Annotated in this window: 22 protein-coding genes and 1 pseudogene; all 23 read left to right on the top strand. The window is 73.1% G+C overall.

Annotated features, from left to right (window positions below; genetic code table 11):
• The first annotated feature begins 158 nt into the window (after positions 1 to 158).
• The 23 genes and pseudogenes from argS (at position 159) to PH189_RS13870 (ending at position 24,559) form a co-directional block, all read left to right on the top strand.
• Positions 159 to 1,811, top strand: coding sequence for an arginine--tRNA ligase (argS, locus tag PH189_RS13760; RefSeq protein WP_274189370.1), 1,653 nt, complete (start codon positions 159 to 161; stop codon positions 1,809 to 1,811).
• Positions 1,812 to 1,848: 37 nt separating this feature from the next.
• Complete coding sequence (gene lysA / locus PH189_RS13765; protein WP_274189371.1) at positions 1,849 to 3,282, top strand: diaminopimelate decarboxylase; 1,434 nt, start codon at positions 1,849 to 1,851, stop codon at positions 3,280 to 3,282.
• Complete coding sequence (locus PH189_RS13770) at positions 3,283 to 4,644, top strand: homoserine dehydrogenase (RefSeq protein WP_274189372.1); 1,362 nt, start codon at positions 3,283 to 3,285, stop codon at positions 4,642 to 4,644.
• A gap of 95 nt (positions 4,645 to 4,739) precedes the next feature.
• Entirely contained in the window at positions 4,740 to 5,756 is a 1,017-nt protein-coding gene (gene thrC / locus PH189_RS13775) for a threonine synthase (RefSeq protein WP_274189580.1), read from the top strand.
• Between the two features lie 32 nt (positions 5,757 to 5,788).
• Positions 5,789 to 6,682 (top strand): homoserine kinase, encoded by an 894-nt coding sequence (gene thrB / locus PH189_RS13780; protein WP_274189373.1) that lies wholly within the window; start codon positions 5,789 to 5,791, stop codon positions 6,680 to 6,682.
• 420 nt (positions 6,683 to 7,102) lie between these two features.
• The gene (gene rho / locus PH189_RS13785) at positions 7,103 to 9,286 is read left to right on the top strand and encodes a transcription termination factor Rho (protein WP_378014977.1); all 2,184 of its coding nucleotides are present in this window, start codon (positions 7,103 to 7,105) and stop codon (positions 9,284 to 9,286) included.
• Positions 9,287 to 9,412: 126 nt separating this feature from the next.
• Entirely contained in the window at positions 9,413 to 9,853 is a 441-nt protein-coding gene (locus tag PH189_RS13790; RefSeq protein ID WP_274189375.1) for an SRPBCC family protein, read from the top strand.
• Positions 9,854 to 9,898: 45 nt separating this feature from the next.
• Entirely contained in the window at positions 9,899 to 10,960 is a 1,062-nt protein-coding gene (locus PH189_RS13795; protein WP_274189376.1) for a nitroreductase family protein, read from the top strand.
• Positions 10,957 to 12,510, top strand: a complete 1,554-nt coding sequence (locus PH189_RS13800; RefSeq protein ID WP_274189377.1) for a phenylacetate--CoA ligase family protein — start codon at positions 10,957 to 10,959, stop codon at positions 12,508 to 12,510. The genes PH189_RS13795 and PH189_RS13800 overlap by 4 nt, the downstream gene beginning before the upstream one ends.
• Positions 12,511 to 12,647: 137 nt before the next feature.
• Positions 12,648 to 12,869, top strand: a complete 222-nt coding sequence (gene rpmE / locus PH189_RS13805) for a 50S ribosomal protein L31 (protein ID WP_274189378.1) — start codon at positions 12,648 to 12,650, stop codon at positions 12,867 to 12,869.
• Between the two features lie 93 nt (positions 12,870 to 12,962).
• A complete protein-coding gene (gene prfA / locus PH189_RS13810) occupies positions 12,963 to 14,105 on the top strand; it encodes a peptide chain release factor 1 (RefSeq protein WP_274189379.1) in 1,143 nt (380 codons plus the stop codon).
• Positions 14,106 to 14,110: 5 nt separating this feature from the next.
• Positions 14,111 to 14,929, top strand: a complete 819-nt coding sequence (prmC, locus tag PH189_RS13815; protein WP_274189380.1) for a peptide chain release factor N(5)-glutamine methyltransferase — start codon at positions 14,111 to 14,113, stop codon at positions 14,927 to 14,929.
• An 11-nt stretch (positions 14,930 to 14,940) separates the two neighbouring features.
• Positions 14,941 to 15,585 carry an L-threonylcarbamoyladenylate synthase gene (locus PH189_RS13820; protein ID WP_274189381.1) on the top strand — a complete coding sequence of 215 codons (645 nt, stop codon included), beginning with the start codon at positions 14,941 to 14,943 and terminating at the stop codon, positions 15,583 to 15,585.
• A 97-nt stretch (positions 15,586 to 15,682) separates the two neighbouring features.
• Positions 15,683 to 16,969, top strand: a complete 1,287-nt coding sequence (locus PH189_RS13825) for a serine hydroxymethyltransferase (RefSeq protein ID WP_274189382.1) — start codon at positions 15,683 to 15,685, stop codon at positions 16,967 to 16,969.
• 54 nt (positions 16,970 to 17,023) lie between these two features.
• On the top strand, positions 17,024 to 18,157 hold the full coding sequence (locus PH189_RS13830; protein ID WP_274189581.1) for a glycosyltransferase family 4 protein: 1,134 nt from the start codon (positions 17,024 to 17,026) through the stop codon (positions 18,155 to 18,157).
• A gap of 39 nt (positions 18,158 to 18,196) precedes the next feature.
• A complete protein-coding gene (locus PH189_RS13835) occupies positions 18,197 to 18,718 on the top strand; it encodes a Cg1360 family ATP-synthase-associated protein (protein WP_274189383.1) in 522 nt (173 codons plus the stop codon).
• Between the two features lie 90 nt (positions 18,719 to 18,808).
• Entirely contained in the window at positions 18,809 to 19,114 is a 306-nt protein-coding gene (locus tag PH189_RS13840) for an AtpZ/AtpI family protein (protein WP_274189384.1), read from the top strand.
• Positions 19,111 to 19,938 carry a F0F1 ATP synthase subunit A gene (gene atpB, locus PH189_RS13845; RefSeq protein ID WP_274189385.1) on the top strand — a complete coding sequence of 276 codons (828 nt, stop codon included), beginning with the start codon at positions 19,111 to 19,113 and terminating at the stop codon, positions 19,936 to 19,938. The genes PH189_RS13840 and atpB overlap by 4 nt, the downstream gene beginning before the upstream one ends.
• An 85-nt stretch (positions 19,939 to 20,023) precedes the next feature.
• A complete protein-coding gene (gene atpE, locus PH189_RS13850; protein ID WP_116706531.1) occupies positions 20,024 to 20,230 on the top strand; it encodes an ATP synthase F0 subunit C in 207 nt (68 codons plus the stop codon).
• Positions 20,231 to 20,270: 40 nt separating this feature from the next.
• Complete coding sequence (atpF, locus tag PH189_RS13855) at positions 20,271 to 20,873, top strand: F0F1 ATP synthase subunit B (protein WP_274189386.1); 603 nt, start codon at positions 20,271 to 20,273, stop codon at positions 20,871 to 20,873.
• Positions 20,870 to 21,718 carry a F0F1 ATP synthase subunit delta gene (locus tag PH189_RS13860; RefSeq protein WP_274189387.1) on the top strand — a complete coding sequence of 283 codons (849 nt, stop codon included), beginning with the start codon at positions 20,870 to 20,872 and terminating at the stop codon, positions 21,716 to 21,718. Before atpF ends, PH189_RS13860 begins: the two co-directional genes overlap by 4 nt.
• A gap of 61 nt (positions 21,719 to 21,779) precedes the next feature.
• Positions 21,780 to 23,390, top strand: a pseudogene (gene atpA, locus PH189_RS13865) (F0F1 ATP synthase subunit alpha); the annotation flags it as partial.
• Between the two features lie 122 nt (positions 23,391 to 23,512).
• A complete protein-coding gene (locus tag PH189_RS13870) occupies positions 23,513 to 24,559 on the top strand; it encodes a F0F1 ATP synthase subunit gamma (RefSeq protein WP_274189388.1) in 1,047 nt (348 codons plus the stop codon).
• Position 24,560 lies beyond the last annotated feature (1 nt).

Consider the following 24,560-nt stretch of genomic DNA (forward strand, 5'->3'; position numbering starts at 1 on the left):
TGGCACCGAGTCTACGGAGCACGCGGTGACGCTCGAGGGACGGGTACACACCCGCGGTGATCACCGCTCGTCCTTCACGCGGCCATCACCGCAGCGTGTGACCAGTGCGCTGCCCTGGCCCGGAGGTCGGCCGCGCCCCGGTCCCTAGAATCAGCGGGGTGACCCCCGCTGCCCTGGCCGACCTGCTGCACGCCGTCGCCGTGGACGTGCTCACCGAGCGCGGCCTCGACACGGCGGTGCTGCCGGACACGGTCACGGTGGAGCGCCCGCGCAACCCCGAGCACGGCGACTACGCCACCAACCTCGCGCTGCGCTCGGCGAAGAAGGCCGGGGTGGCGCCCGCCGAGCTGGCGGGCTGGCTGGCGACGCGCCTCGAGGACACCGACGCGATCGCCACCGCCGAGGTCGCGGGCCCCGGCTTCCTCAACCTGCGCCTCGCCGCCGACGCCCAGGCCGGGATCGTCGACGCCGTGCTCACTGCCGGCGAGGCCTACGGTCACACCGACGCGCTCACCGGCTGGGCGATCAACCTCGAGTTCGTCTCGGCGAACCCCACCGGTCCCATCCACCTCGGGGGCACGCGCTGGGCCGCGGTCGGCGACGCGCTGGGCCGGGTCCTCGCGTCGCAGGGCGCCGCGGTCACCCGCGAGTACTACGTCAACGACGCCGGCGCGCAGATCGACCGGTTCGCCGAGTCCCTGCTCGCGGCGGCCGAGGGACGTCCCGTGCCCGAGAACGGCTACGGCGGGGCCTACATCGCCGAGGTCGCGCAGAAGGTCGTGACGGCTTCCGAGGGCCTGCTCGACCAGCCCGAGGCCGAGAAGCTCGCCGCGTTCAAGCGCCTCGGCGTCGAGGCGATGCTCGAGGAGATGCGCGCGAGCCTGGAGTCGTTCGGCACCCACTTCGACGTCTGGTCCTCCGAGCAGGCGCTGCACAGCTCGGGCGCGGTCGAGCGGTCGGTGCAGGAGCTCAAGGACGGCGACGCCCTGTACTTCGCCGACGGCGCATGGTGGCTGCGCTCCTCGGACCACGGCGACGACAAGGACCGCGTCGTCATCAAGAGCGACGGGAGTCCGGCGTACATCGCGGGCGACATCGCCTACTACCGCGACAAGCGCGCCCGCGGCGCCGACCTCGCGATCTACATGCTGGGCGCCGACCACCACGGCTACATCCACCGCCTCAAGGCCGTGGCCGCGGCGTTCGGCGACGACCCGGCGCGCGTCGAGGTGCTGATCGGCCAGCTCGTGAGCCTCGTGCGCGACGGCCAGCCGGTGAAGATGTCCAAGCGCGCCGGCACGATCATCACGCTGGAGGACCTCGTCGACGCCGTCGGCGTGGACGCGGCGCGCTACACGCTGGCGCGCTCGTCGGTCGACCAGGTGCTCGAGATCGACCTCGACCTGATCTCGAGTCGCACGAACGAGAACCCCGTGTTCTACGTGCAGTACGCGCACGCCCGGCTCGCGTCGCTGGCCCGCAACGCCGCCGACCTGGGTGTCTCCGCGGAGAGCCCGGACCTCGCGCTGCTGACCCACCCGCGCGAGGGCGACCTCATCCGCACGCTGGGGGAGTTCCCGCGCGTGCTGTCCTCGGCCGCGAACCTGCGCGAACCCCACCGCGTCGCGCGCTACCTCGAGGAGCTGGCGGGCGCCTACCACCGGTTCTACGACACCTGCCGCGTCCTGCCGCAGGGCGACGAAGTCCCGGGAGCCCTCCACACGGCCCGCCTTGCGCTCTGCTCCGCCGCGCGCCAGGTGCTCGCCAACGGTCTCGGCCTGCTCGGTGTGAGCGCGCCCGAGCGCATGTGACCCACCCGTCCACCCACCAGGTCTGGTTGAACCCACGATGACCCGCGCCCACCCTGCCGGGCCCCGCCACGCCGACGTGATCCCGCAGCACGAGGACGCCGGTGGGCCGCCGCCCGAGGCCGCCCTCGACGCCCTGCCGGCCGCCGTGTGGCCCCGGAACGCCGCCCGCGAGGCCGACGGCGTCGTCCGCCTCGCCGGCGTCGACGTCGTTACCCTCGCCCGCGAGCACGGCACCCCGCTGTTCGTCGTCGACGAGGCCGACTTCCGCTCACGGTGCACCGAGCACGCCGCCGCCTACGGCGACCCCGCGCTCGTGCACTACGCGAGCAAGGCGTTCCTGACCACGGAGATCGCGCGCTGGGTGGCGGACGAGGGTCTCGGGCTCGACGTGTGCACCGAGGGCGAGCTGCGCACGGCGCTGCGCGCGGACTTCCCGCCCGAGCGCATCACGGTGCACGGCAACAACAAGAGCCGCCACGAGCTCACCGCCGCGCTGGACGCCGGCGTCGGCGCGATCGTGCTCGACTCCTACGTCGAGATCGCCCGCCTCGACGAGATCGCCCGCGACCGCGACGTCCGCGCTCAGGTCATGGTGCGGGTGACGGTCGGCGTCGAGGCCCACACCCACGAGTTCATCGCCACCGCGCACGAGGACCAGAAGTTCGGGTTCTCGCTGGCCGCGGGCGACGCCGCCGAGGCCGTGCGCCGGGTGCTGAAGTCGCCGGGGCTGCACCTCGTGGGCCTCCACAGCCACATCGGCTCGCAGATCTTCGACGCCGACGGCTTCGAGCTCGCCGCCCGCCGGGTGATCGGCCTGCTCGCCGAGATGCGCGACGAGCACGGCTCCGACAACCCCGCCGTCGCCGACGCGCTGACCACGGTCGACCTCGGCGGCGGCATGGGCATCGCGTACACGGTCGCCGACAAGCCCCGCTCGCCCGCCTGGCTGGCCGGGGAGCTGCGGGCGATCGTCGAGCGCGAGTCCGCGCGGGTGGACCTGGTGCCGCCGCGGATCGCGGTCGAGCCCGGCCGCGCGATCGCCGGCCCGGGCACGGTGACGCTCTACGAGGTCGGCACCGTCAAGGACGTCGAGCTCGGCGGAGGTGCGCGCCGCCGGTACGTCAGCGTCGACGGCGGGATGAGCGACAACATCCGCACCGCGCTCTACGACGCCCACTACGACTGCCGGCTGGTCTCCCGGCACGCCACCGGGGCGCCGCCGGTGCGCTCCCGGGTGGTCGGCAAGCACTGCGAGTCCGGCGACGTCGTCGTGCGCGACTGCTGGCTGCCCGCCGACGTCGCGCCCGGCGACCTCGTCGCGGTGGCCGCGACCGGGGCCTACTGCTACGCGATGTCGAGCGCGTACAACAAGGTCCCGCGCCCCGCGGTCGTCGCGGTGGCGGACGGCACGTCGCGCACGCTGCTGCGGCGCGAGACCCTCGACGACCTGGCGCGACTGGAGGTGGGATGAATGGTCGGCAACGAGGGGCGAGCGATCAACGTCGCACTCCTGGGCTGTGGCGTCGTCGGGTCGCAGGTGGTCCGCCTGCTCACCGAGCAGGCCGACGAGCTGGCCGCCCGCATCGGGGCGCCGCTGCACCTCGTGGGCATCGCGGTCCGCCGACCCCAGCGGCACGCCGACGTGCCCGCGGACCTGCTGACCACCGACGCGGCCGGGCTGGTCGCCCGCGACGACGTCGACATCGTGGTCGAGCTGGTCGGTGGCATCGAGCCCGTGCGCGGGCTGCTGCTCACGGCGCTGAAGAACGGCAAGTCGGTGGTCTCGGCGAACAAGGCGCTGCTGGCCGAGGACGGCGCGGCCCTCGCGGCGGCCGCGGACGAGTCCGGCGCCGACCTCTACTACGAGGCCTCCGTCGCCGGCGCGATCCCACTGCTGCGGCCGATCCAGCAGTCGTTGGCCGGCGACCGCATCCGGCGCATCGCCGGCATCGTCAACGGCACCACCAACTTCATCCTCTCGGCCATGGCGACCTCGGGCGCGAACTACACCGAGGCGCTCGAGGAGGCCGGCCGGCTGGGCTACGCCGAGGCCGACCCGACCGCCGACGTCGACGGCTACGACGCGGCGTCGAAGGCCGCGATCCTCGCCAGCCTCGCCTTCCACACCCGGGTGACCGCCGACGACGTCTACCGCGAGGGCATCCGCGACGTCTCCGCCGCCGACATGGCCGCGGCGAAGGCGCTGGGCTGCACGGTGAAGCTCCTCGCGATCTGCGAGCAGTCCGACGGCGCCGTGACGGCCCGCGTGCACCCGGCCATGATCCCGCGGTCGCACCCGTTGGCCTCGGTGTCCGGGGCCTACAACGCGGTGTTCATCGAGGCCGCCGCCGCGGGCCAGCTCATGTTCTACGGCCAGGGCGCCGGCGGACCGGAGACCGCGAGCGCCGTGCTGGGCGACCTCGTCGCGGCGGCGCGCAACCGTGTCATCGGCGGGCGCGGGCCGCGCGACTCCGCCCACGCGCACCTGCCCGTGCTGACCATGGGCGAGACCCGCACCCGCTACCACGTCGCGCTCGACGTCACCGACCGCGCGGGCGTCCTGGCCCAGGTCGCGGGCGTGTTCGCCGACCACGACGTGAGCATCGCGACCGTGCGCCAGGAGGGACGGGGCCAGAACGGGGGTGACGCGGGTGATGGCGTCCCGAACACCCGGGACGCCACACTGGTGATCGTGACCCACTCGGCGACGGACGCGGCCCTCGCGAGCACCGTCGAGGCGCTCACCGGCCTCGACGCCGTGCAAGGGGTCGCGGGAGTGCTGCGCGTCGAGGGCCTGGGACGTCCCGTGACCGAGCTGGGAGGTGCGTCGTGACCGGTGTGGTCGGTGGGGCTTTCGCCGGGGGTCCGGGGGTGGCACTCGGCGCCCGCGTCGAGTGGCCCGGGATCATCCCCGCCTACCGGGACCGCATGCCCCGGGTCCAGGACGGCTGGGAGGTCGTGACGCTGCGCGAGGGCGGGACACCGCTGCTGCCGGCGCCGCACCTCTCCGAGCTGACCGGGTGCGAGGTCCACCTCAAGATCGAGGGCGCGAACCCCACGGGCTCGTTCAAGGACCGCGGCATGACCGTGGCCATGACCGAGGCCCTCGCGGGCGGCGCGAAGGCCGTGATCTGCGCGTCGACGGGCAACACCTCGGCGTCGGCGGCCGCCTACGCGACGCGCGCCGGGATGACGTGCGCCGTCCTCGTGCCCCAAGGCAAGATCGCGCTCGGCAAACTCGCCCAGGCGACGGTGCACGGGGCGCGGATCCTGCAGCTCGAGGGCAACTTCGACACGTGCCTGGAGCTCGCCCGCCGCGCCGCCGAGCAGTACCCGATCGCGCTGGTCAACTCGGTGAACCCGGCGCGCATCGAGGGGCAGAAGACCGCGTCGTTCGAGATCTGCGACCAGATGGGTCGCGCGCCGGACATCCACGCGCTGCCCGTCGGCAACGCCGGCAACATCACGGCCTACTGGCGCGGCTACACCGAGTACGCCGGTGACGGCGTCGTGGCCGGCACCCCCCGCATGCTGGGCGTGCAGGCCGCGGGCGCCGCACCGCTCGTGCACGGTGCGCCCGTGACCGACCCGGAGACCCTCGCCACCGCCATCCGGATCGGCTCGCCCGCGTCCTGGGACGGGGCGATCGCGGCGCGGGACGAGTCCGCCGGCGAGATCATCGCGGTGGACGACGACGCCATCCTCGAGGCCTACCGTCTGCTGGCGGCCCGCGAGGGCGTGTTCGTCGAGCCGGCCTCGGCCGCCTCGGTGGCGGGGCTGCTCGCGAAGTCCCGGGCCGGGCGCCTCGACACGGGGCAGCTGATCGTCGCGACGGTGACCGGGCACGGGCTGAAGGACCCCGCCACCGCGCTCGCGGACGCCGCCGAGCCCGTCGTGCTCCCCCCGCACGTGGACGCGGTGGCCGACGCCCTGGGCCTGCGCTGAGCGCCGGGGCGCAGGTCGCGCAGGAGCCGGCCGTGCCGGCCCGCGCCACCGCGCGCGTCCGGGTGCCGGCGACGTCGGCCAACCTCGGTCCCGGCTTCGACACGCTCGGGCTGGCCCTGGGTCTGTGGGACGAGGTCGAGCTCGGCGTCGTCGACGCCCCGTCCTGCACGGTCGACGTCGAGGGCGAGGGCGCGGGCCGGGTGCCGCGCGACGGCCGGCATCTCGTGCTGCGGGCCGCGCACGCCACCTTCGACCGGGCCGGCGCGCCGCGGGCCTCGCTGCACCTGCGATGTCGTAACGCGATCCCGCACAGCCGGGGTCTCGGTTCGTCGGCGGCCGCGGCCGTGGCGGGGATCGTCGCGGCGCGCGCGCTGCTCGCCGACACCCACCCGCTCGACGACGCCGCGGTGCTCGACCTCGCGGCCGGGTTCGACGGGCACGCCGACAACGTCGCGGCCTGCCTGTTCGGGGGCCTCGTCGTCAGCTGGGGCCACGAGGGTTCGTGGCACGCCGCCCACCTGACGCCGCACCCGGCGCTGCGACCGGTGGCGCTGGTCGCCGACCGCTCGAGCTCCACCGAGGCCACGCGCGGACTGCTGCCCGACCGTGTCCCGCACGCGGACGCGGCGTTCACCGCGGCCCGGTCGGCGCTGATGGTCCACGCCCTGACCTGCGAGCCCGAGCTGCTGCTCGCCGCCACCGAGGACCGGCTGCACCAGCCCTACCGACGCCCCGCGTACCCCGAGACCGCGTCGGCGGTCGATCATCTGCGGGCGGCCGGCATCCCCGCGGTGGTCTCCGGGGCGGGGCCGACGGTGCTCGCGCTGACCCTCGACGGACGGCTTCCCGACGACCTCGACACCACCGGCTTCGCCGTCCGCCCGCTCGCGGTGGACACCGAGGGCGCGCGGGTCGAGACGCGCTGACCGGGCGTCGCCGTCCGACACCGCCGCGCGGGGGGTGGTTGTTGCCGGTGCCCACGACGGGGTCTACATTGACGGTCACAGCGACCACGCGTGTGGCGCGTCGGTGCCCTGGTTCCGTCATCGTTCGGGGCCAATCTCTCCTTCAGTCGCCGGGATGCCTGGCGGCCGGACACTCATGATCGCTGTACGACAACTCCGCGGGTCCTCCCGCCCGGGGCCGGTGATCCTCATCGGACCGCCGGACCGGCCCGGACCCGCGAGACGCCCCGCCCCGTGCGGGACGGACACATCCGCTGGTCAGGGTGGTCCCCGGGCCGGTCAGGAAGGACCTGCGTGACCGAAACCGACGTCATCTCCACCGACGCCGAGGGATCCTCGGCCTCCGCGCCCGAGCGGCGCCGTCGGGGAGGTGTCTCCGGCATGGTGCTGGCCGAACTGCGCGAGCTCGCGACCTCGCTCGGCGTCTCCGACACCACCGGGATGCGACGCAACGACCTCATCTCCGAGATCAAGCGGCGGCAGTCCGGCAGCGGGGACCAGCTCCCGCTCGCCGAGGGCGCCTCCGAGGGATCGACGGGCTCGAGCGCTCCCACCGAGAGCCCCGCCGAGAGCCCGACCCCGGCCGACGAGCCGGCCGCCGAGGGCGCCCCCACACGCCGCCGCGGCACCCGCCGTCGCGCCACCGCCGCCTCCGGCCCCCCGCCGGCCGGCGACGAGGCGCCCGCGACCAGCGGCGATGCCCGCGAGGCCAGCACGGTGACCGCCGCCTCCGACGCGCTGCCCGGCGCCGAGGCCGCGGCGGCCGCGGCCACCGAGGCGCCGTCCCCGAACGGCTCGTCCAGCTCGTCGGAGAGCTCCGGCTCGTCCCGGCGCGGCCGTCGCGGCGCGCGCCGCGAGGCGGGTCCGGGGGTCGGCGACGCCGAGTCCGGCAGCGCTCCCGCAGCGGCTGCCGAGACCCCCGCGGAGAACCCCACCGAGAGCCCCGCCGGCACTACGGACGTCGAGGCCGCCGCGGCGACCTCCACCGAGCCGGCCCCCGCGCCGACCACCACCCCCGACACCGACGGTGACGGGCGTGGCGGGCAGCAGGGCGGCGAGCAGGGCGGCGGCCAGTCCCGTCGTCAGCGCGAGCGAGACCGCCAGCAGGGCGGTCGGCCCGAGCAGAACGGCCAGCAGGGCGGCGGCCGCGGCCAGCAACAGGGTGGCGGCCAGCAGGGCGGCGGCAACCAGCAGGGCGGCGGCCAGCAGGGCGGCGGCCAGCAGGGCGGCGGCAACCAGCAGGGTGGCGGCCAGCAGCAGACGAACCAGCGCGACGACGACGACGAGGACGAGGACGGTGGTGGCCGTCGCCGCGGCCGTCGCTTCCGCGACCGTCGCCGCAACCGCAATGACCGCGGGGACCGCCCGGAGCGCAACGACCGCGGTCAGGGCGGCGGCGGGGGCGAGCCGGAGGTCCGCGACGACGACGTCCTCATCCCGGTCGCCGGCATCCTCGACGTGCTCGACAACTACGCGTTCGTCCGCACCTCGGGCTACGCGTCGGGGCCGAACGACGTCTACGTCTCGATGTCGCTGGTGCGCAAGCACGGCCTGCGCCGCGGTGATGCCGTCACCGGCCAGGTCCGCCAGCAGCGCGAGGGCGAGCAGAACCGGCAGAAGTTCAACCCGCTGGTCCGCATCGACTCGATCAACGGGCTGGACCCGGAGGCGGCGCGCAAGCGCCCCGAGTTCACCAAGCTCACCCCGCTCTACCCGAACGAGCGGTTGCGCCTCGAGACCGAGTCGCACCTGCTGACCACCCGTGTGATCGACCTGGTCATGCCCGTCGGCAAGGGCCAGCGCGCGCTGATCGTCTCGCCGCCCAAGGCCGGCAAGACGATGGTGCTGCAGGCGATCGCCAACGCGATCACCACGAACAACCCCGAGGTCCACCTCATGGTCGTGCTCGTCGACGAGCGGCCGGAGGAGGTCACCGACATGCAGCGCTCGGTGAAGGGCGAGGTCATCGCCTCGACCTTCGACCGGCCGCCGTCGGACCACACCTCGCTCTCGGAGCTGGCCATCGAGCGGGCGAAGCGCCTGGTCGAGATGGGTCACGACGTCGTCGTCCTGCTCGACTCCATCACCCGCCTGGGCCGCGCCTACAACCTGGCGGCCCCGGCGTCCGGGCGCATCCTGTCCGGCGGTGTCGACTCGACGGCGCTCTACCCGCCCAAGCGGTTCCTGGGGGCGGCGCGCAACATCGAGGACGGCGGCTCGCTGACCATCTTCGCGACGGCCCTGGTCGAGACCGGGTCGACGATGGACACGGTGATCTTCGAGGAGTTCAAGGGCACCGGCAACGCCGAGCTCAAGCTCGACCGCAAGCTCGCCGACAAGCGCATCTTCCCCGCGATCGACCCCGACCCGTCGGGCACGCGCAAGGAGGAGCTGCTGCTCTCGCCGGACGAGATGGCGGTGACGCACCGGCTGCGGCGCGTCCTGGCCGCGCTGGACTCCCAGCAGGCCATCGAGCTGGTCCTCGACCGTCTGCGCAAGTCGCGGACGAACATCGAGTTCCTCATGCAGGTCGCCAAGACGACGCCCGGCAAGGACGACGAGTAGGACGACCGGCCCCAGGCGCTGAACCGTCTGCGCACGCCTCCCGAGAACGAACGGCGCTTTCGCTGCTTCCGAAGCAGCGAAAGCGCCGTTCGTTCGTCCGGGGGCCGGCGCGCGATGATGGCCACCATGGACACCGACCAGGTGGTGAGCGCCCGCCGCGAGATCGACGCCGGGGCCGAGGTGATCTTCGAGTTCATCGCCGACCCGGCGCGTCAGCCGGAGTGGGACGGCAACGACAACCTCGCCGAGGCGGCGCCGGGGCAGCGTGTGCGCGCCGTCGGCGACGTCTTCACCATGCGGCTGACCAACGGCGGCCTCCGCGACAACCACGTGGTGGAGTTCGAGGAGGGCCGGGTCCTGGCGTGGCAGCCGTCGGACCAGGGTTCGCCGCCGGCCGGTCACCGGTGGCGGTGGGAGCTCGAGCCCCTCGGCCCGGGCCGCACCGCGGTCACCCACACCTACGACTGGACGCAGCTCACCGACGAGGGCCGCTTCGCCCGGGCGCGCGCCACGACGTCCGACCGGTTGGCGGCGTCGCTCGAACGGCTCGCGGCGAGGGTTGAGTAGTTCCACCGGAGACCCGGGGCGGGGTCGGCGGCGAGGCTCCACGGCATGACAGAGCAGCCCGGCGCCGGCCTCCCCGGTCCCTGGACGGCGATCCTCGACGAGGCGCGCCGCTACCCCTCGCCGCACAACTCCCAGCCGATCACCGTGCGGGTGCACGACGACCGCCGAGCGGAGTTCTTCTACGACCTCGACCGCGGCCTGCCCGCCGAGAACTTCGGCATCCCGTTCGCGCACGTCTGCGCCGGGGTGTTCCTCGAGTCCCTCGCGACGGTGGCGGCGGCGCACGGTTGGGCGGTCCGCGAGACCCTGCGCCTCGCCGGGATGGACTTCTCGTCCCCGCAGCGCCAGCACCTGCTCGGCGGCCTGGAGCTCACGCCCGCCCCGGTCACCGACGCGGCCCGCGAGCAGATGGCGGCGTTCCGCAGGCGCCGGACCTCGCGTCGCCCCTACGACCGCCGTCTGGTCGACCGGGCCGTCCTGGAGGAGGTCCCGGCGCTCGCGGGCGGGATGGGCCAGCGGTTCGGGTGCACCGACGAGCAGGTCCTCGTCGACGACCTCATCCGGATCAACCAGGAGACGCTCTTCGACGACCTGCGCGACGACGCGGTCCACGAGGAGATCCTCACCTGGATCCGCACGTCGAAGCGGCAGGCGGCCGCCACCCGCGACGGGCTCTCCGCCGAGACCATGCTGATCCCCGGCCCCCTGCTCCGGATCGCGATGCGCCACCGGTGGCTGTGGGACCTGCCCCTGGTCGGCGGCCTCTTCCGCCGGGTCTACCTCGCGACGATGCGCGGGGTCCGCGAGCTGGGCTGGCTCACCGGCCCCTTCGAGACCCCGGCCGACCACGTCGAGGCCGGCCGCTGCTTCCTGCGCCTCTGGCTCGCCTTCACCCGCCACGGCGTCGACCTGCACCCCTTCGGCACCGTCATCACCAACCCGCGCTCGCACGCCGCGTTCGTCGAGCGGACCGGGATCGACGAGTCCGGCGGCCGGATGGCCTGGATGCTCTTCCGCTACGGCACCGGGAAGCCGCCACCCCGGGCCCGGCGACGGACGCTCGACGCGATGCTGCTGGACCGCGAGACGACGGCGGTGGCGTCATGAGGCTCCTGTGGTGGTGCCAGGAGATGGTCATCGACCTGCTCGGGCGGTTTCCGAGGACCCACGCCCTGCTGCTCGCCCCCGGGTTCGAGCGTCTGCGCTGGTGGCTCGGCCGCCGCCGTGCCCAGCGCACCGTCGCCCGCGCCGTCCGCCGGGTGCCGGCCTACCGGGCGTTCCTGGCCGAGCGGGGTGTCTCGTCCCGCGCCCTCCCGCGTTCCCTCTCGGCCCTGCCCGAGACCGACAAGAGCAGCTACATCACCCGGTATCCCATCCCCGAGCGGTGCGTGGGCGGGCGGCTCCCGCGGCGCGGGGTCGTCGTCGACGAGTCCTCGGGCTCGACGGGCACCCCGACCAGCTGGGTGCGGGGGCCGGTGGAGCGACGGGCGTCGCGCGAGGTCCTGCGCGTCGGCTTTCTGCGCCATGCCTCCCCCGATGCCACCCCGGACCGCCCGGTGTTCGTCATCAACGCCTTCTCGCTCGGGGCGTGGGCGACGGGGATGAACGTGACCGCCGCGCTGACCCGGGTCTCGACGATCAAGTCCTGCGGGCCGGACCGCGACAAGATCATCAACACGATGCGGGAGTTCGGCACCCGCTACACGTACGTCATCACGAGCTACCCGCCGTTCCTCAAGGGCCTGCTCGAGGACGACCGGCTCGACTGGGCGGCCTACGACGTGGTCTGCGCCTTCGGGGGCGAGGGGATCAGCGAGGGCATGCGCGACCACATCCTGCGCCGCGCCCGGAAGGTCGTGGGCGCCTACGGGGCCAGCGACCTCGAGATCAGCATCGCCGTCGAGACCGAGTTCACGATCGCGCTGCGCCGGGCCGTCGCCGCCGACCCGGCCCTCGCCACCGCTCTGACCAGGCAGGACGAGTACGGCGTGCTCCCGAACATCTTCCAGTTCAACCCGTACGCCTACCTCGTCGAGGAGAACGACGAGGGCGAGCTGGTCGTCACCATCACCCGTCCGCAGAACGTCGACCCCCGGATCCGCTACAACATCCACGACCGCGGGCACGTGCTGCGGATGCGTGACGTGCTGCCGGTGCTGCGCCGCTTCGGGCTCACCGACGTGCTGGACGAGCGGGTGCTCGATCTGCCCCTGCTGCTGCAGTACGGGCGCAGCGACCACTCGGTGGACTACAACGGCGCGGTCGTGCCACCCGACGGGGTCCGCGACGCCGTGGCCGCCGACGCCGAGCTGGTGGAGGCCGTCGAGAACCACCGGGTCGTCTCGTTCGAGGACCGCGCCGGCGACCGGCGTCTGCACCTGGCCCTCCAGCTCGCCGACGGCCGTGCGCTGGTCGACCCCGCGGCGGCCGCCCGCCGGCTGCTCGCGGCGATGCGGCGCGCCAACCGCGACCTGGACAACGCGATCCGGACGAGCTCGCCGGGCACCGAGCCCACGGTCGGGGTCTACCCCTTCCGGACCGGCGTCTTCGCCGGTGACGGGGGCCGGCTCAAGAACGAGTACGTGTGGATCCTCGACGCCCCGGGGGCCGAGGCGGCGGGTCTCGACGAGCAGGTCGTGGCCGCCCGGACGGGGTGACGACGCGGGAACAACACGACCCCCGAGGTGGTTGTGCAGCTCAGCGGGCGGTCCTGCGAGAATGGCCCGCACATCAGGTACCGGTTCACCCCAGCACGCACGGGGACCCGGCGACCACGACGCGAGAGGACCAGACCGTGAAGAGCGGCATCCACCCCGATTACCACGAGACCTCGGTGCTCTGCAGCTGCGGGAACTCGTTCACCACCCGGAGCACGAAGCCCGGTGGGAACATCACCGTCGAGATCTGCGCCGCGTGCCACCCGTTCTACACGGGCAAGCAGCGGATCATGGACACCGGCGGTCGTGTGGCCCGCTTCGAGGCGCGCTACGGCAAGCGCACCCCGACCAAGAAGTAGCTCCCGCGACGCCCGTCGCCCCTGCGCCACGCGCGGGGCGGCGGGCGTTCTGCGTGTTATGGGGCAGTTTCACCTCACGAGAGGAGGCGCGCGATGGCATCGCAGGCACCGGCGGACTCGATGACGTCGTCGCCCGGCGTCACGGCCCTGCTCGAGGAGCACGCGGGGCTCGAGGCGCGCCTCGCCGACCCCGACGTGCACGCCGACCAGGCGCTCGCGCGCTCGCTGGGCCGCCGCTACGCCGCGCTCGCCCCGGTCGTCGCCACCGTGGCGGAGCTGCGCGCGGCCGAGGCCGACCTCGCCGACGCGCGCGAGCTCGCCCGGGAGGACGCCGCGTTCGCCGCCGAGGCCACCGAGCTCGAGGCGCAGGTCGGGACGCTGCGCGACCGCCTGTCCGAGCAGCTGGTGCCCCGCGACGCGGCGGACGCGAACGACGTGGTGGTCGAGGTGAAGTCGGGGGAGGGCGGCGAGGAGTCGGCGTTGTTCGCCGGCGACCTGCTGCGCATGTACTCCCGCTACGCCGAGCGCCGGGGCTGGAAGGTCGAGGTGCTCTCGGCGACGGAGTCCGACCTCGGCGGCTACAAGGACGTCACCGTCGCCGTCACCGCGCCGGGCAACAGTGCTTTCGACGATCCTGGCCGCGAGGGCGTCTGGGCCTGGCTGAAGTACGAGGGCGGGGTGCACCGGGTGCAGCGCGTCCCGGTCACCGAGTCCCAGGGCCGCATCCACACCTCGGCGGCCGGCGTGCTCGTCTACCCCGAGGTGGACGCCGCCGCCGACGTGGAGATCGACGAGAAGGACCTGCGCGTCGACGTCTTCCGGTCGTCGGGCAAGGGTGGGCAGGGCGTCAACACCACCGACTCCGCGGTCCGGATCACCCACCTGCCCACCGGCGTGGTCGTCTCCTGCCAGAACGAGCGCTCGCAGCTGCAGAACAAGGCCCGCGCGATGGACGTGCTCCGCAGCCGCCTGCAGGCGATCGCCGACGAGGCCGAGGCGGCCCAGGCGTCGGCCGACCGCCGCAGCCAGGTCCGCACCGTCGACCGCTCCGAGCGCGTGCGCACCTACAACTACCCGGAGAACCGGATCTCCGACCACCGCGTCGGCTACAAGTCGCACGACCTCGACCGGGTGCTCGACGGCGACCTCGACGCGGTGCTCGACGCCCTGCGCGCCGCGGACCGCGCCGAGCGGATGGCACAGACCGGGCCGTCGGCGGACGAGCCGGGCTCCTGAGCCCCGTGGATGCCGTCGCCCGGGCGGCCGCCCGGCTCGTCACGGCGGGCGTCGCCTCCCCGCGCGTCGACGCCGAGCTGCTCGTCGCCCACGTCCTGGGCGTCCCGCGCGGCCGTCTGCTGCTCGCGGACCCGCCGGACGAGGCGCAGCGCGCGGTGCTCGAGGCCCTCGTCGTCCGCCGCGCCGCCCGTGAGCCGCTGCAGCACCTGCTCGGCACCGCGGTGCTCGGTCCGGTCGAGGTGGCCGTGGGTCCGGGCGTCTTCGTGCCGCGCCCCGAGACCGAGGTGCTGCTGGAGCGCGCACTCCGGATGCTCGATGCCGACCCACCGATCGTCGTCGACCTCTGCACGGGCACCGGCGCGCTCGCCCTCGCGCTGGCCCGCGCCCGCCCGGACGCCGTGGTCCACGCCGTCGAGACCGCGCCCGAGGCCCTGACCTGGGCCGCGCGCAACCTCGCCGGCTCGGGCGTCACGCTGCACGACGCCGACGTGACGCGGCCCGGTGTCCTCCCAACGCTGGACGGCACCGTCGACCTCGTGACCTGCAACCCGCCCTACGTGCCCGAGGGGCTGGCCGTGCCGCCCGAGGTGCACGCCGACCCGCACGGCGCGGTGTTCGCCGGCCCCGACGGCCTGGAGGTGATCCGTCCCGTCGCCGCGCTGGCCCACCGGCTGCTGCGGCCCGGGGGAGCGGTGGCGCTCGAGCACGACGACTCCCACCCCCTCGCGGGGCGCGAGGTGCTCGCCGGCGCCGGGTTCGCCGACGTGACCACGCACGACGACCTCACGGGGCGCCCCCGCGTGACGACGGCGCGCCGGTCCTAGGCTGGCCCGCCGTGAGCACGACGTACGACTGCGAGGACCCCGCGACCCGACCCACCGGTCTGGCGGCGGCGGCCGCGGCGGTGCGGGCGGGACGGCTGGTCGTCGTCCCCACCGACACCCTCTACGGGATCGGCGCGGACGCCTTCTCGGCGCGCGCGGTGGCCGACCTGCTGGCCGCCAAGCAGCGCGGACCGGACATGCCCGTCCCGGTGCTGGTGGGCAGCTGGTCGACGATCGACGGGCTGGTCGGCGCCGTGCCGCGCGTCGCCCGCGACCTCGTCGAGGCGTTCTGGCCCGGCGGGCTCTCGATCGTCCTGCCGCACGCCCCGAGCCTGGCCTGGGACCTCGGGCGCACCCGCGGCACCGTGATGCTGCGCATGCCCCTGCACCCGGTGGCCCTCGAGCTGCTGCGCGAGGTCGGCCCCATGGCCGTGAGCAGCGCGAACGTCTCCGGGCGCGAGCCGGCGACCACGGTGACCGACGCCCGCGAGCAGCTGGGCGAGAGCGTCGAGGTCTACCTCGACGGCGGGGTGTGCGCGACGGGCGTGGCCTCGACGATCGTCGACCTCACCGGCGACGTCCCGCGCCTGCGCCGCGAGGGCGCCGTCACCGCCGACCAGGTCTCCGAGGTCATCGGCTCCCCCGTCTCCCTGTGAGCATCCGCCCCCATCGGGGCGGATGCCCACGTGGGGATGTGACCCAGGTTCCAGGGGCGGGGCGCGCTGCGGTGAATGGCCGGTAACGTGAGGCGTCATGGCAGCCGACTCGCAGCACTTCTGGGGACCGGACTACGACGCTCTGCGGGCCGTCGACCCCGAGATCGCCCAGGTCGTCGACGACGAGCTCACCCGGCTGCGCGGCGGACTGCAGCTCATCGCCAGCGAGAACCTCACCAGCCCGGCCGTCCTCGCGGCGCTGGGCTCGACGCTGTCGAACAAGTACGCCGAGGGCTACCCCGGCCGCCGCTATTACGGCGGCTGCGAGGTCGTCGACCGCGCCGAGGAGATCGGCATCGAGCGCGCCAAGGAGCTCTTCGGCGCCGAGCACGCCAACCTCCAGCCGCACTCCGGCGCCAACGCCAACCTCGCGGTCTACGCGGCGTTCTGCCAGCCCGGCGACAAGGTGCTGGCGATGTCCCTGCCGCACGGCGGGCACCTCACGCACGGCGCGAAGGTCAGCTTCTCGGGCAAGTGGTTCGAGCCGGTGCCCTACACCGTCCGCGAGGACGACGGGCGCATCGACTACGACCAGGTGCGCGACCTCGCGCTCGAGCACAAGCCGAAGATGATCGTCGCCGGCGCCACCGCCTACCCGCGCCTCATCGACTTCGCGACGTTCCGCCAGATCGCCGACGAGGTCGGCGCGAAGCTCTGGGTCGACGCCGCCCACTTCATCGGCCTCGTCGCCGGCCAGGCCATCCCCAGCCCGGTGCCGTACGCCGACGTCGTCACCTTCACGACGCACAAGGTCCTGCGCGGCCCGCGCGGCGGCATGCTCGTCTCGAAGGCCGAGCACGCGAAGGCGCTGGACAAGGCTGTCTTCCCGTTCCTGCAGGGCGGGCCGCTCATGCACGCCGTGGCCGGCAAGGCCGTCGCCCTGGCCGAGGCGGCGACGCCGGACTACCAGCGCTACGCCCGCCAGGTCATCGCCAACGCCCAGGCCCTGACCTCGGGCCTCGAGACCCAGGGCATGCGCGCGATCTCCGGCGGCACCGACACCCACCTCGCGCTGCTCGACCTGCAGCCGCTCGGGGTCACGGGCAAGGAGGCCGAGGCCCGCAGCGGGCTCGCCGGCATCACGCTGAACAAGAACGCGATCCCGTACGACCCGCAGCCGCCGATGACGGCCTCGGGCATCCGCGTCGGGTCGCCGTCCATCACCACGCAGGGCATGACGGAGTCCGAGATGGGCGACGTCGCGCGGCTGATCGCCTCGGCCGTGACGGCCGACGAGACCAGCGAGGTGGGCAAGAAGGCCCTCGCCGACGTGCGCGACGAGGTGACGGCCCTCGTGTCGCGCTTCCCCGCGTACCCCCGCTAGACGAGAGCGGGTCTACCCTCGGGCTCCGTGGGCCCGTCAGCGGATTTCGCCCCGATGGGGCTCCCGATCCGGGAGTACCTCCTGGTCGGGCTCTGCGCGGCGGTCGTCACCTACCTGCTCACAGGGCTGGTCCGCCGCCTCGCCATCCGGGCCGGCGCGATCGCGGTGCCGCGCGGGCGGGACGTCCACACGGTGCCGATCCCGCGCCTCGGCGGCATCGCGATCTACCTCGGTGTGGTGGCCGGGGTGTTCGTGGCCAGCCAGCTCCCGGTCCTGCGGCGCGCCTTCGACTACTCGAACGAGACGGTCGCGGTGCTCGTCGCCGGCGGGCTCATCGTCACCGTCGGGGCCCTCGACGACCGCTACGGCCTCGACGCGCTGACCAAGCTCGCGGGTCAGGCCACCGCCGCGGGCGTCCTCGTGCTCATGGGCGTGCAGTGGACGGCGGTGTACCTGCCCTGGGGCGGCACCGGCGGGAGCACCGGTTCGGTGCTGCTGCTCGGGCAGGACCAGGGCGTGCTCATCACCGTGTTCCTGTGCGTGCTGCTGGTCAACGCGATGAACTTCGTCGACGGCCTCGACGGCCTGGCCGCGGGCATCGGCACGATCGCGGCCACCGCCACCTGCGCATTCGCGCTCGGGCTGCTCGGCCAGCAGAACGGCGACGTCAACGCGTACCCGCCGGCCCTCATCGCGGCGGTGCTCGCCGGGGCGTGCGCCGGCTTCCTGCCGCACAACTTCCAGCCCGCCCGGCTGTTCATGGGCGACTCCGGCTCGATGTTCATCGGGCTGACGCTCGCGGCGGCCACCACCACCGCGTCGGGGCGCACCAACTACTCGACCACCGGTGCCACCGGCGCGCTCGCCCTGGTCACGCCCCTGATCGTCGTCGCCGCGGTCGTCTTCGTGCCGCTGCTCGACCTGCTCATGGCCGTGGTGCGGCGCACCCGGGCGGGCACCAGCCCGTTCGCGCCGGACAAGATGCACCTGCACCACCGGCTGCTGGAGATCGGCCACTCCCAGCGCCGCGCCGTGCTCCTGATCTACCTGTGGGCCGGGGTGCTCGCGTTCGGGGCCGTCGCCCTGGCACTGATCGACAACGCGTTCGTGGTGGTCTGGATCGTCACCGTGGGCGTGCTGGTCGCCGTGCTGGCCTCCGCCGTCCCCCGCCTGCGCCCCCGCGCCTGACTCCCCGACACCTCCCCCGAGGAACCGATGACAGACCCGATGACCAGCCCCGAGCCGGACCCCACGCCCCCCGTGACCCCGCCGTCCGCCACACCCGACGGCACCACGGCCAACCCGCTCAACCCGTCCCCGCTCAACCCGTCGGCGACGCCCGCGAACACCGCCCAGGTCCTCGAGGCCAGCCGGGCGATGCTGTTCGGCGGCCTGTGGCCGGCGATCGCCGTCGCGGTGCTCGCCGCGGTGGTCGCCGGGCTGCTCGCGGGCACGACCGGGGTCGTCGCGGCGATCGTCGGCGCCGTCGTCGTCATCGCGGTCTGCTCGCTCGGACCGCTCGTGATGCGCTGGACCGCCGCCGCCGACCCGATGGTCGTCATGGCCGCCGCGCTCGTCTCGATGATGGGCAAGCTCGGCCTGCTGCTGGTCGTCTTCCTCGTGCTCCAGGCCCTCGGCGTCGTCGACACGCGCATCGCCGCGCTCGCGCTCGGCCCGACGGCGCTGGCGTTCATCGTCGGCGAGGTGATCGCCTTCGCACGGCTGAAGACACCCACGATCGCGGTGTGATCGTCGCCCGAACGGCCGTCCCCTACTCGGCGGTGTGGCCTCCGACGGCCCGTAGTGGACGGGGACGAACCTGCTGATATGGTGCGCCCGATGGCGCAGGACAGCCTCCGCGGTGATGCGGGACGCACCCCTCCGAAGGGGTCCGCGGACCAGTCACCGTCGGAGGCCTGGACGGTGCTCTCCCATCTGATCACCGGAATCCTGGTGTTCGGACTGGCCGGATGGGGAATCGACACCCTGCTCTCGACGCGCTGGTTCCTGCTGGTCGGGCTCCTGCTCGGCGGGGCCGCGTCCTTCAGCTTGATCTACATCCGCTACCTTTACATCCCCCCTGAGCCCCTCGGTGGACCCGGTGAACCCGCCGGCCCGGAGGACCGGAAGGAGCAGCACGGGTGATCTCGTCGTTGACGCAGGTACCGGCGCCACCGGTCCCGCCTCCGATGCCTGCCGAGGGCTTCAAGGCCCCCGGCGTCGAGGACTTCAACCTCCCCCCGATCTTCGAGGGCATCCCGGTCCTCGAGTGGTTCGACAAGGTCTCGATCCAGTTCATCGTCGCCGCCCTCTTCGTGTGGGCCTTCTTCGCGCTCGCGACGAAGGACCCGAAGGTGGTCCCCGGGCGGCTGCAGTTCCTCGCGGAGAAGTTCCAGGGGATCGTCCGGGACCAGATCGCCCGGGACAACATCGGTCCCGAGTTCCGCAAGTACGTGCCCTACCTGGTCGCGCTCTTCGCGTTCATCCTCGTGAACAACGTCTTCGGGATCCTGCCCTTCGTGCAGTTCCCGTCGTTCTCGCACCCGGGCATGGCGTACGCCCTCGCCGCCATCACGTGGCTGATCTACAACTACGTCGGCATCAAGAAGCAGGGCTTCGGCGGCTACGTCCGGCTCATGACCTGGCCGCCCGGGGTACCGGCCTGGGTTCGGGTCATCCTGACCCCGATCGAGTTCCTCTCCAACTTCATCCTGCGGCCGGTCACGCTCTCCCTGCGGCTCTTCGGCAACATGCTGGCGGGCCACCTGCTGCTGCTGGTCTTCATCTTCGGCGGCGAGTACATGCTGACCGTCGCGGACGACCTCATCCTCAACGTGCTCTCGCCGTTCGCGTTCCTCTTCGCGATCGTCATGACGTTCTTCGAGGCCTTCATCCAGGTGGTGCAGGCCTACATCTTCACGGTCCTCACGGCGTCGTACATCGGTGCGTCGCTGGCCGACGAGCACTGAGCTCCACACCGATCCACCGGGTCGCCGAAACCACCGGCGCCGTCCCTCCCCGATTCAGCGAACGAACACCGGAAAGGAACCCCTCATGGTTCAGGGCAGCCTCAACATGGTCGGCTACGGCCTCTCCGCCGTCGGCCCCGGTATCGGCGTCGGCATCGTCTTCGCCGCGTTCATCAACGGCGTGGCGCGTCAGCCCGAGGCCCGCGGCCAGCTGCAGACCATCGCGTTCATCGGCTTCGCCCTCTCCGAGGCGCTGGCGATCATCGGTCTGGTCCTCGCGTTCGCCATCTGATTCCCCCTGACCGGTCGCCGGAGGGGCGGGAGGTGAACACATGAGTGCCATCGAGGTGCTCGCCGAGCAGCCGGCGGGCGAGCCGTACGCCGCGTTCCCGCACGTCGCGGAGATCATCGTCGGCCTGATCGCCTTCTCGCTGCTCGTCTACGTGATCGGGAAGTTCGCGTGGCCGAACGTCGTGACCTCGCACGAGGACACGAAGAAGCAGATCGAGGGCGGCATGGCCCGGGCCGAGGCCATGGAGGCCGACGCCAAGGCGGAGCTCGCACGCAGCCGTCAGCGGCTCGCCGGTGTCGACGACGAGACCGCGCGCATCCGTGACGACGCACGGGCCGATGCCGAGCGCATCGGCCAGGACATGGACGCCAAGGCGCGCGACGAGGCCGAGCGCATCAAGGCCCAGGGCCAGCAGTCCCTGGACGCCTCGCGCTCACGCACGATCTCGGACCTGCGTGCCGAGACCGGGCACCGCTCGGTGGAGCTGGCCCGGCGCATCGTCGAGTCCTCGCTGTCCGACGACCGGAGCCGCGGGGAGAGCGTCGACCGCTTCCTCGCCGAGCTCGAGGCCATGGGCGGCTCGACAGGTGGACCAGCAGGCGGGACCGGCAACGGTGCCCGCGGGAACGGGGGCCAGGCATGAGTGCCTCCACCGCCGGCGTCCTCGCCGACTTCCACGCCGCGAGCCGTGACGCGCTCGAGGCCACGCGCCGTCGCCTCTCCGAGGTCACGGCGCAGGCGACGGCGGGCGACCTCGACACCGTCGCCGAGCAGCTCGACTCCCTGGCCGACCTCCTCGGTCGCGAGGGCGAGCTGCGACGCACGCTCGCCGACGCGTCGCGCACCGCGGAGGACCGTGAGGGCCTCGCCGACCGGCTGATCGGTCGTCAGGTCACCTCGACCACCGGGGACATCGTGAAGACCGCGGTGTCGTCGTCGTGGTCGCGGCCCGAGGACCTCGTCACGGGTCTGCGCACCGTCGCCCGTGAGGCCCTCCTCGTCTCGGCCGAGCGTGACGGCCGGCTCGACGCCGTCGAGGACGAGCTGTTCCGGCTCGGTCGCATCGTCGGCGGCTCGCCCGACCTCGAGCGGCTGCTGGCCGACCCGGCCGCCGACGCCGAGGGCAAGCAGCGGGTCCTCGACCAGCTGCTCGCCGACCGGGCCGAGCCCGTCACCCGCAAGCTCGCCGCCCAGCTCGTCGCCCACCCGGTGGCTCGCGGCATCGCCCAGGGCCTCGAGCGCCTGGCCGAGCTCGCGGCCGAGCGCCGCGAGCGGTCGGTCGCCACGGTGCGCTCGCCCATCGCCCTCTCGGACCAGCAGCAGCAGCGGCTGGCCGACGCCCTGACGCGCATCTACCGTCGGGACATCACCCTGCACCTCGAGGTCGACCCCGGCATCGTCGGCGGTCTCGTGATCCAGGTGGGGGACGAGGTCATCGACGGCAGCGTTGCCGGACGGCTCGACGAGCTCGGCCGAAGACTGGGCTGAACTGTCGGCTCGCCTGACGTCGACCAACGAACCCCCCTAACGACTAGCGAGAGCGGAAGCCATGGCCGAGTTGACCATCTCCTCCGACGAGGTCCGTAGCGCGATCGAGGACTACGTGTCCTCGTACTCCGCGGACTCGACCCGTCAGGAGGTCGGCATCGTCGCCTCGACGGGCGACGGCATCGCATACGTCGAGGGCCTTCCCTCGACCATGACCAACGAGCTCCTCGAGTTCCCCGGAGGCGTGCTGGGCCTGGCCCAGAACCTCGAGGAGCGCGAGATCGGCGTCGTCATCCTCGGTGAGTACGAGACCATCGAGCAGGGCCAGCAGGTCACCCGCACCGGCCGCGTGCTGTCGGTGCCGGTCGGCGACAACTTCCTCGGCCGGGTGGTCAACCCCCTCGGCCAGCCCTTGGACGGGCTCGGCGACATCGAGTCCGAGGGCGAGCGGGAGATGGAGCTGCAGGCGGCCACGGTCGTCCAGCGCCAGGGCGTCACCGAGCCCCTGCAGACCGGCATCAAGGCGATCGACGCCATGACCCCGGTCGGCCGCGGCCAGCGCCAGCTGATCATCGGCGACCGCAAGACCGGCAAGACCGCGGTCTGCACCGACACGATCATCAACCAGCGCGAGGCCTGGGAGACCGGCGACCCGGAGCAGCAGGTCCGCTGCGTCTACGTCGCCGTCGGCCAGAAGGGCACCACGATCGCCGGTGTCCGCCAGGCCCTCGAGGACGCCGGCGCGATGGAGTACACGACCATCGTCGCCGCCCCGGCCTCCGACCCGGCCGGCTTCAAGTACATCGCCCCGTACGCCGGCTCGGCGATCGCCCAGCACTGGATGTTCCAGGGCAAGCACTGCCTGATCGTCTTCGACGACCTGTCGAAGCAGGCCGAGGCCTACCGCGCGATCTCGCTGCTGCTGCGTCGCCCGCCGGGCCGCGAGGCCTACCCGGGCGACGTCTTCTACCTGCACTCCCGGCTGCTCGAGCGGTGCGCGAAGCTCAACGACGAGCTCGGCGCCGGCTCGCTGACCGGCTTGCCGATCGTCGAGACCAAGGGCGGCGACATCGCGGCCTACATCCCGACGAACGTCATCTCGATCACCGACGGCCAGTGCTTCCTCGAGGCCGACCTGTTCAACCAGGGCCAGCGGCCCGCGCTGAACGTCGGGAACTCGGTGTCGCGCGTCGGCGGTGACGCCCAGATCAAGGCGATGAAGTCCGTCGCCGGCCGTCTGCGCGTGGAGCTGGCGCAGTACCGCGAGCTGGAGTCCTTCGCAGCCTTCGGCTCCGACCTCGACGCCACCTCGCAGGCGCAGCTCGACCGCGGTGCCCGCCTCATGGAGCTGCTCAAGCAGGGCCAGGGCGAGCCGTACCCGGTCGAGGAGGAGGTCGTCGGCATCTTCCTCGGCACCCGTGGTCACCTCGACTCGGTGCCGGTCGAGGACGTCAGCCGCTTCGAGACCGAGTTCCTCGAGCACGTGCGTCGCGACGGCAGCGTGCTCGCCGCGATCCGCGACACCGGCAAGCTCTCCGACGAGGATGAGGAGCGGCTGAACAAGACCGTCTCCGAGTTCAAGCAGCAGTTCGCCACGGAGTCCGGCGAGGCCGTCGAGGACGACGGCGGCACCGGCGAGCTCGCCACCGGCGACGGGTCGTCCGACGAGTCGTCGGAGGGTTCCTCCGAGGAGTCGTCCGAGAGCTCGTCGCAGAGCTCGGACGAGAGCTCGGACGGGACCTCGGACGAGAGCTCGGACGAGAACGCCGACTCGGGCGCGAGGAGCTAGACGGCATGGCCGCATCCCTCCGCGTCCTGCGACGGCGCATCCGGTCGACCAAGAACATCGCCCAGATCACCAAGGCGATGGAGATGGTCGCGGCTTCGCGCATCGTGAAGGCGCAGGCCCGCGTCCACGCCGCGCGGCCGTACTCCGACGAGTTCACCCACGTCCTGAAGACGGCAGCGAAGGCCGGCGCCAGCGACCACCCCCTGCTGGTGGCGCGCGAGGAGCCGGGCCGGACGGGCGTCCTGGTCGTCACGAGCGACCGCGGCCTGTGCGGCGGCTACAACGCCAATGTGCTGCGCGAGGCCGAGCGGCTCATGCGCGAGCTGGACAGCGCGGGCAAGGAGCCCCAGCTGTTCGTCATCGGCGGCAAGGGCACCGCCTACTTCCGCTTCCGCAAGCGGGACATGGCCGGGCAGTGGACGGGCTTCTCCGAGGTCCCCGACTACCCGAACGCCACCCGGGCCGCGGACACCATGACCGCCTGCTTCCTCGCCGGGAGCGCCGAGACGGTCCAGGGCGAGTCCGAGGACGAGCAGCAGGGCTCGAGCAGTGGCTCGGGCGAGGGCTCCGGTGAGGGCGGTTCCTCGCGGTCCTCCTCGTTCGTCCCGCCGGAGGAGGCCGAGGGCCTCGACGGGGTCGACGAGCTGCACGTGGTCTACACCGCGTTCAACTCCCTCGCGAGCCAGCGGGTCACCTCCTCGCAGATCGCCCCGCTGGAGCTGGAGGAGGACGACGAGTCCTCCGACGGCGAGTCCGACGGGTCCGGTTCGGGGGACTCGCAGGAGCGGCAGGCCGAGTACGAGTTCGAGCCGGAGCCCGAGGTGCTCTTCGACCGGCTCATGCCCAAGTACCTCCGCGCGCGTGTGTTCGCGGCCCTGCTCGACGCCGCGGCGTCCGAGTCGGCGGCCCGGCAGCGCGCCATGAAGGCGGCGACGGACAACGCCAACGACCTGGTCGACAACCTGACCCGGGAGGCGAACCAGGCCCGCCAGGCCCAGATCACGCAGGAGATCAGCGAGATCGTTGGCGGCGCCAACGCCCTCGCCGAGTAGG

Source organism: Actinomycetospora chibensis, from assembly GCF_028737215.1.
In the GTDB taxonomy this organism is placed as follows: Bacteria; Actinomycetota; Actinomycetes; order Mycobacteriales; family Pseudonocardiaceae; genus Actinomycetospora; species Actinomycetospora chibensis.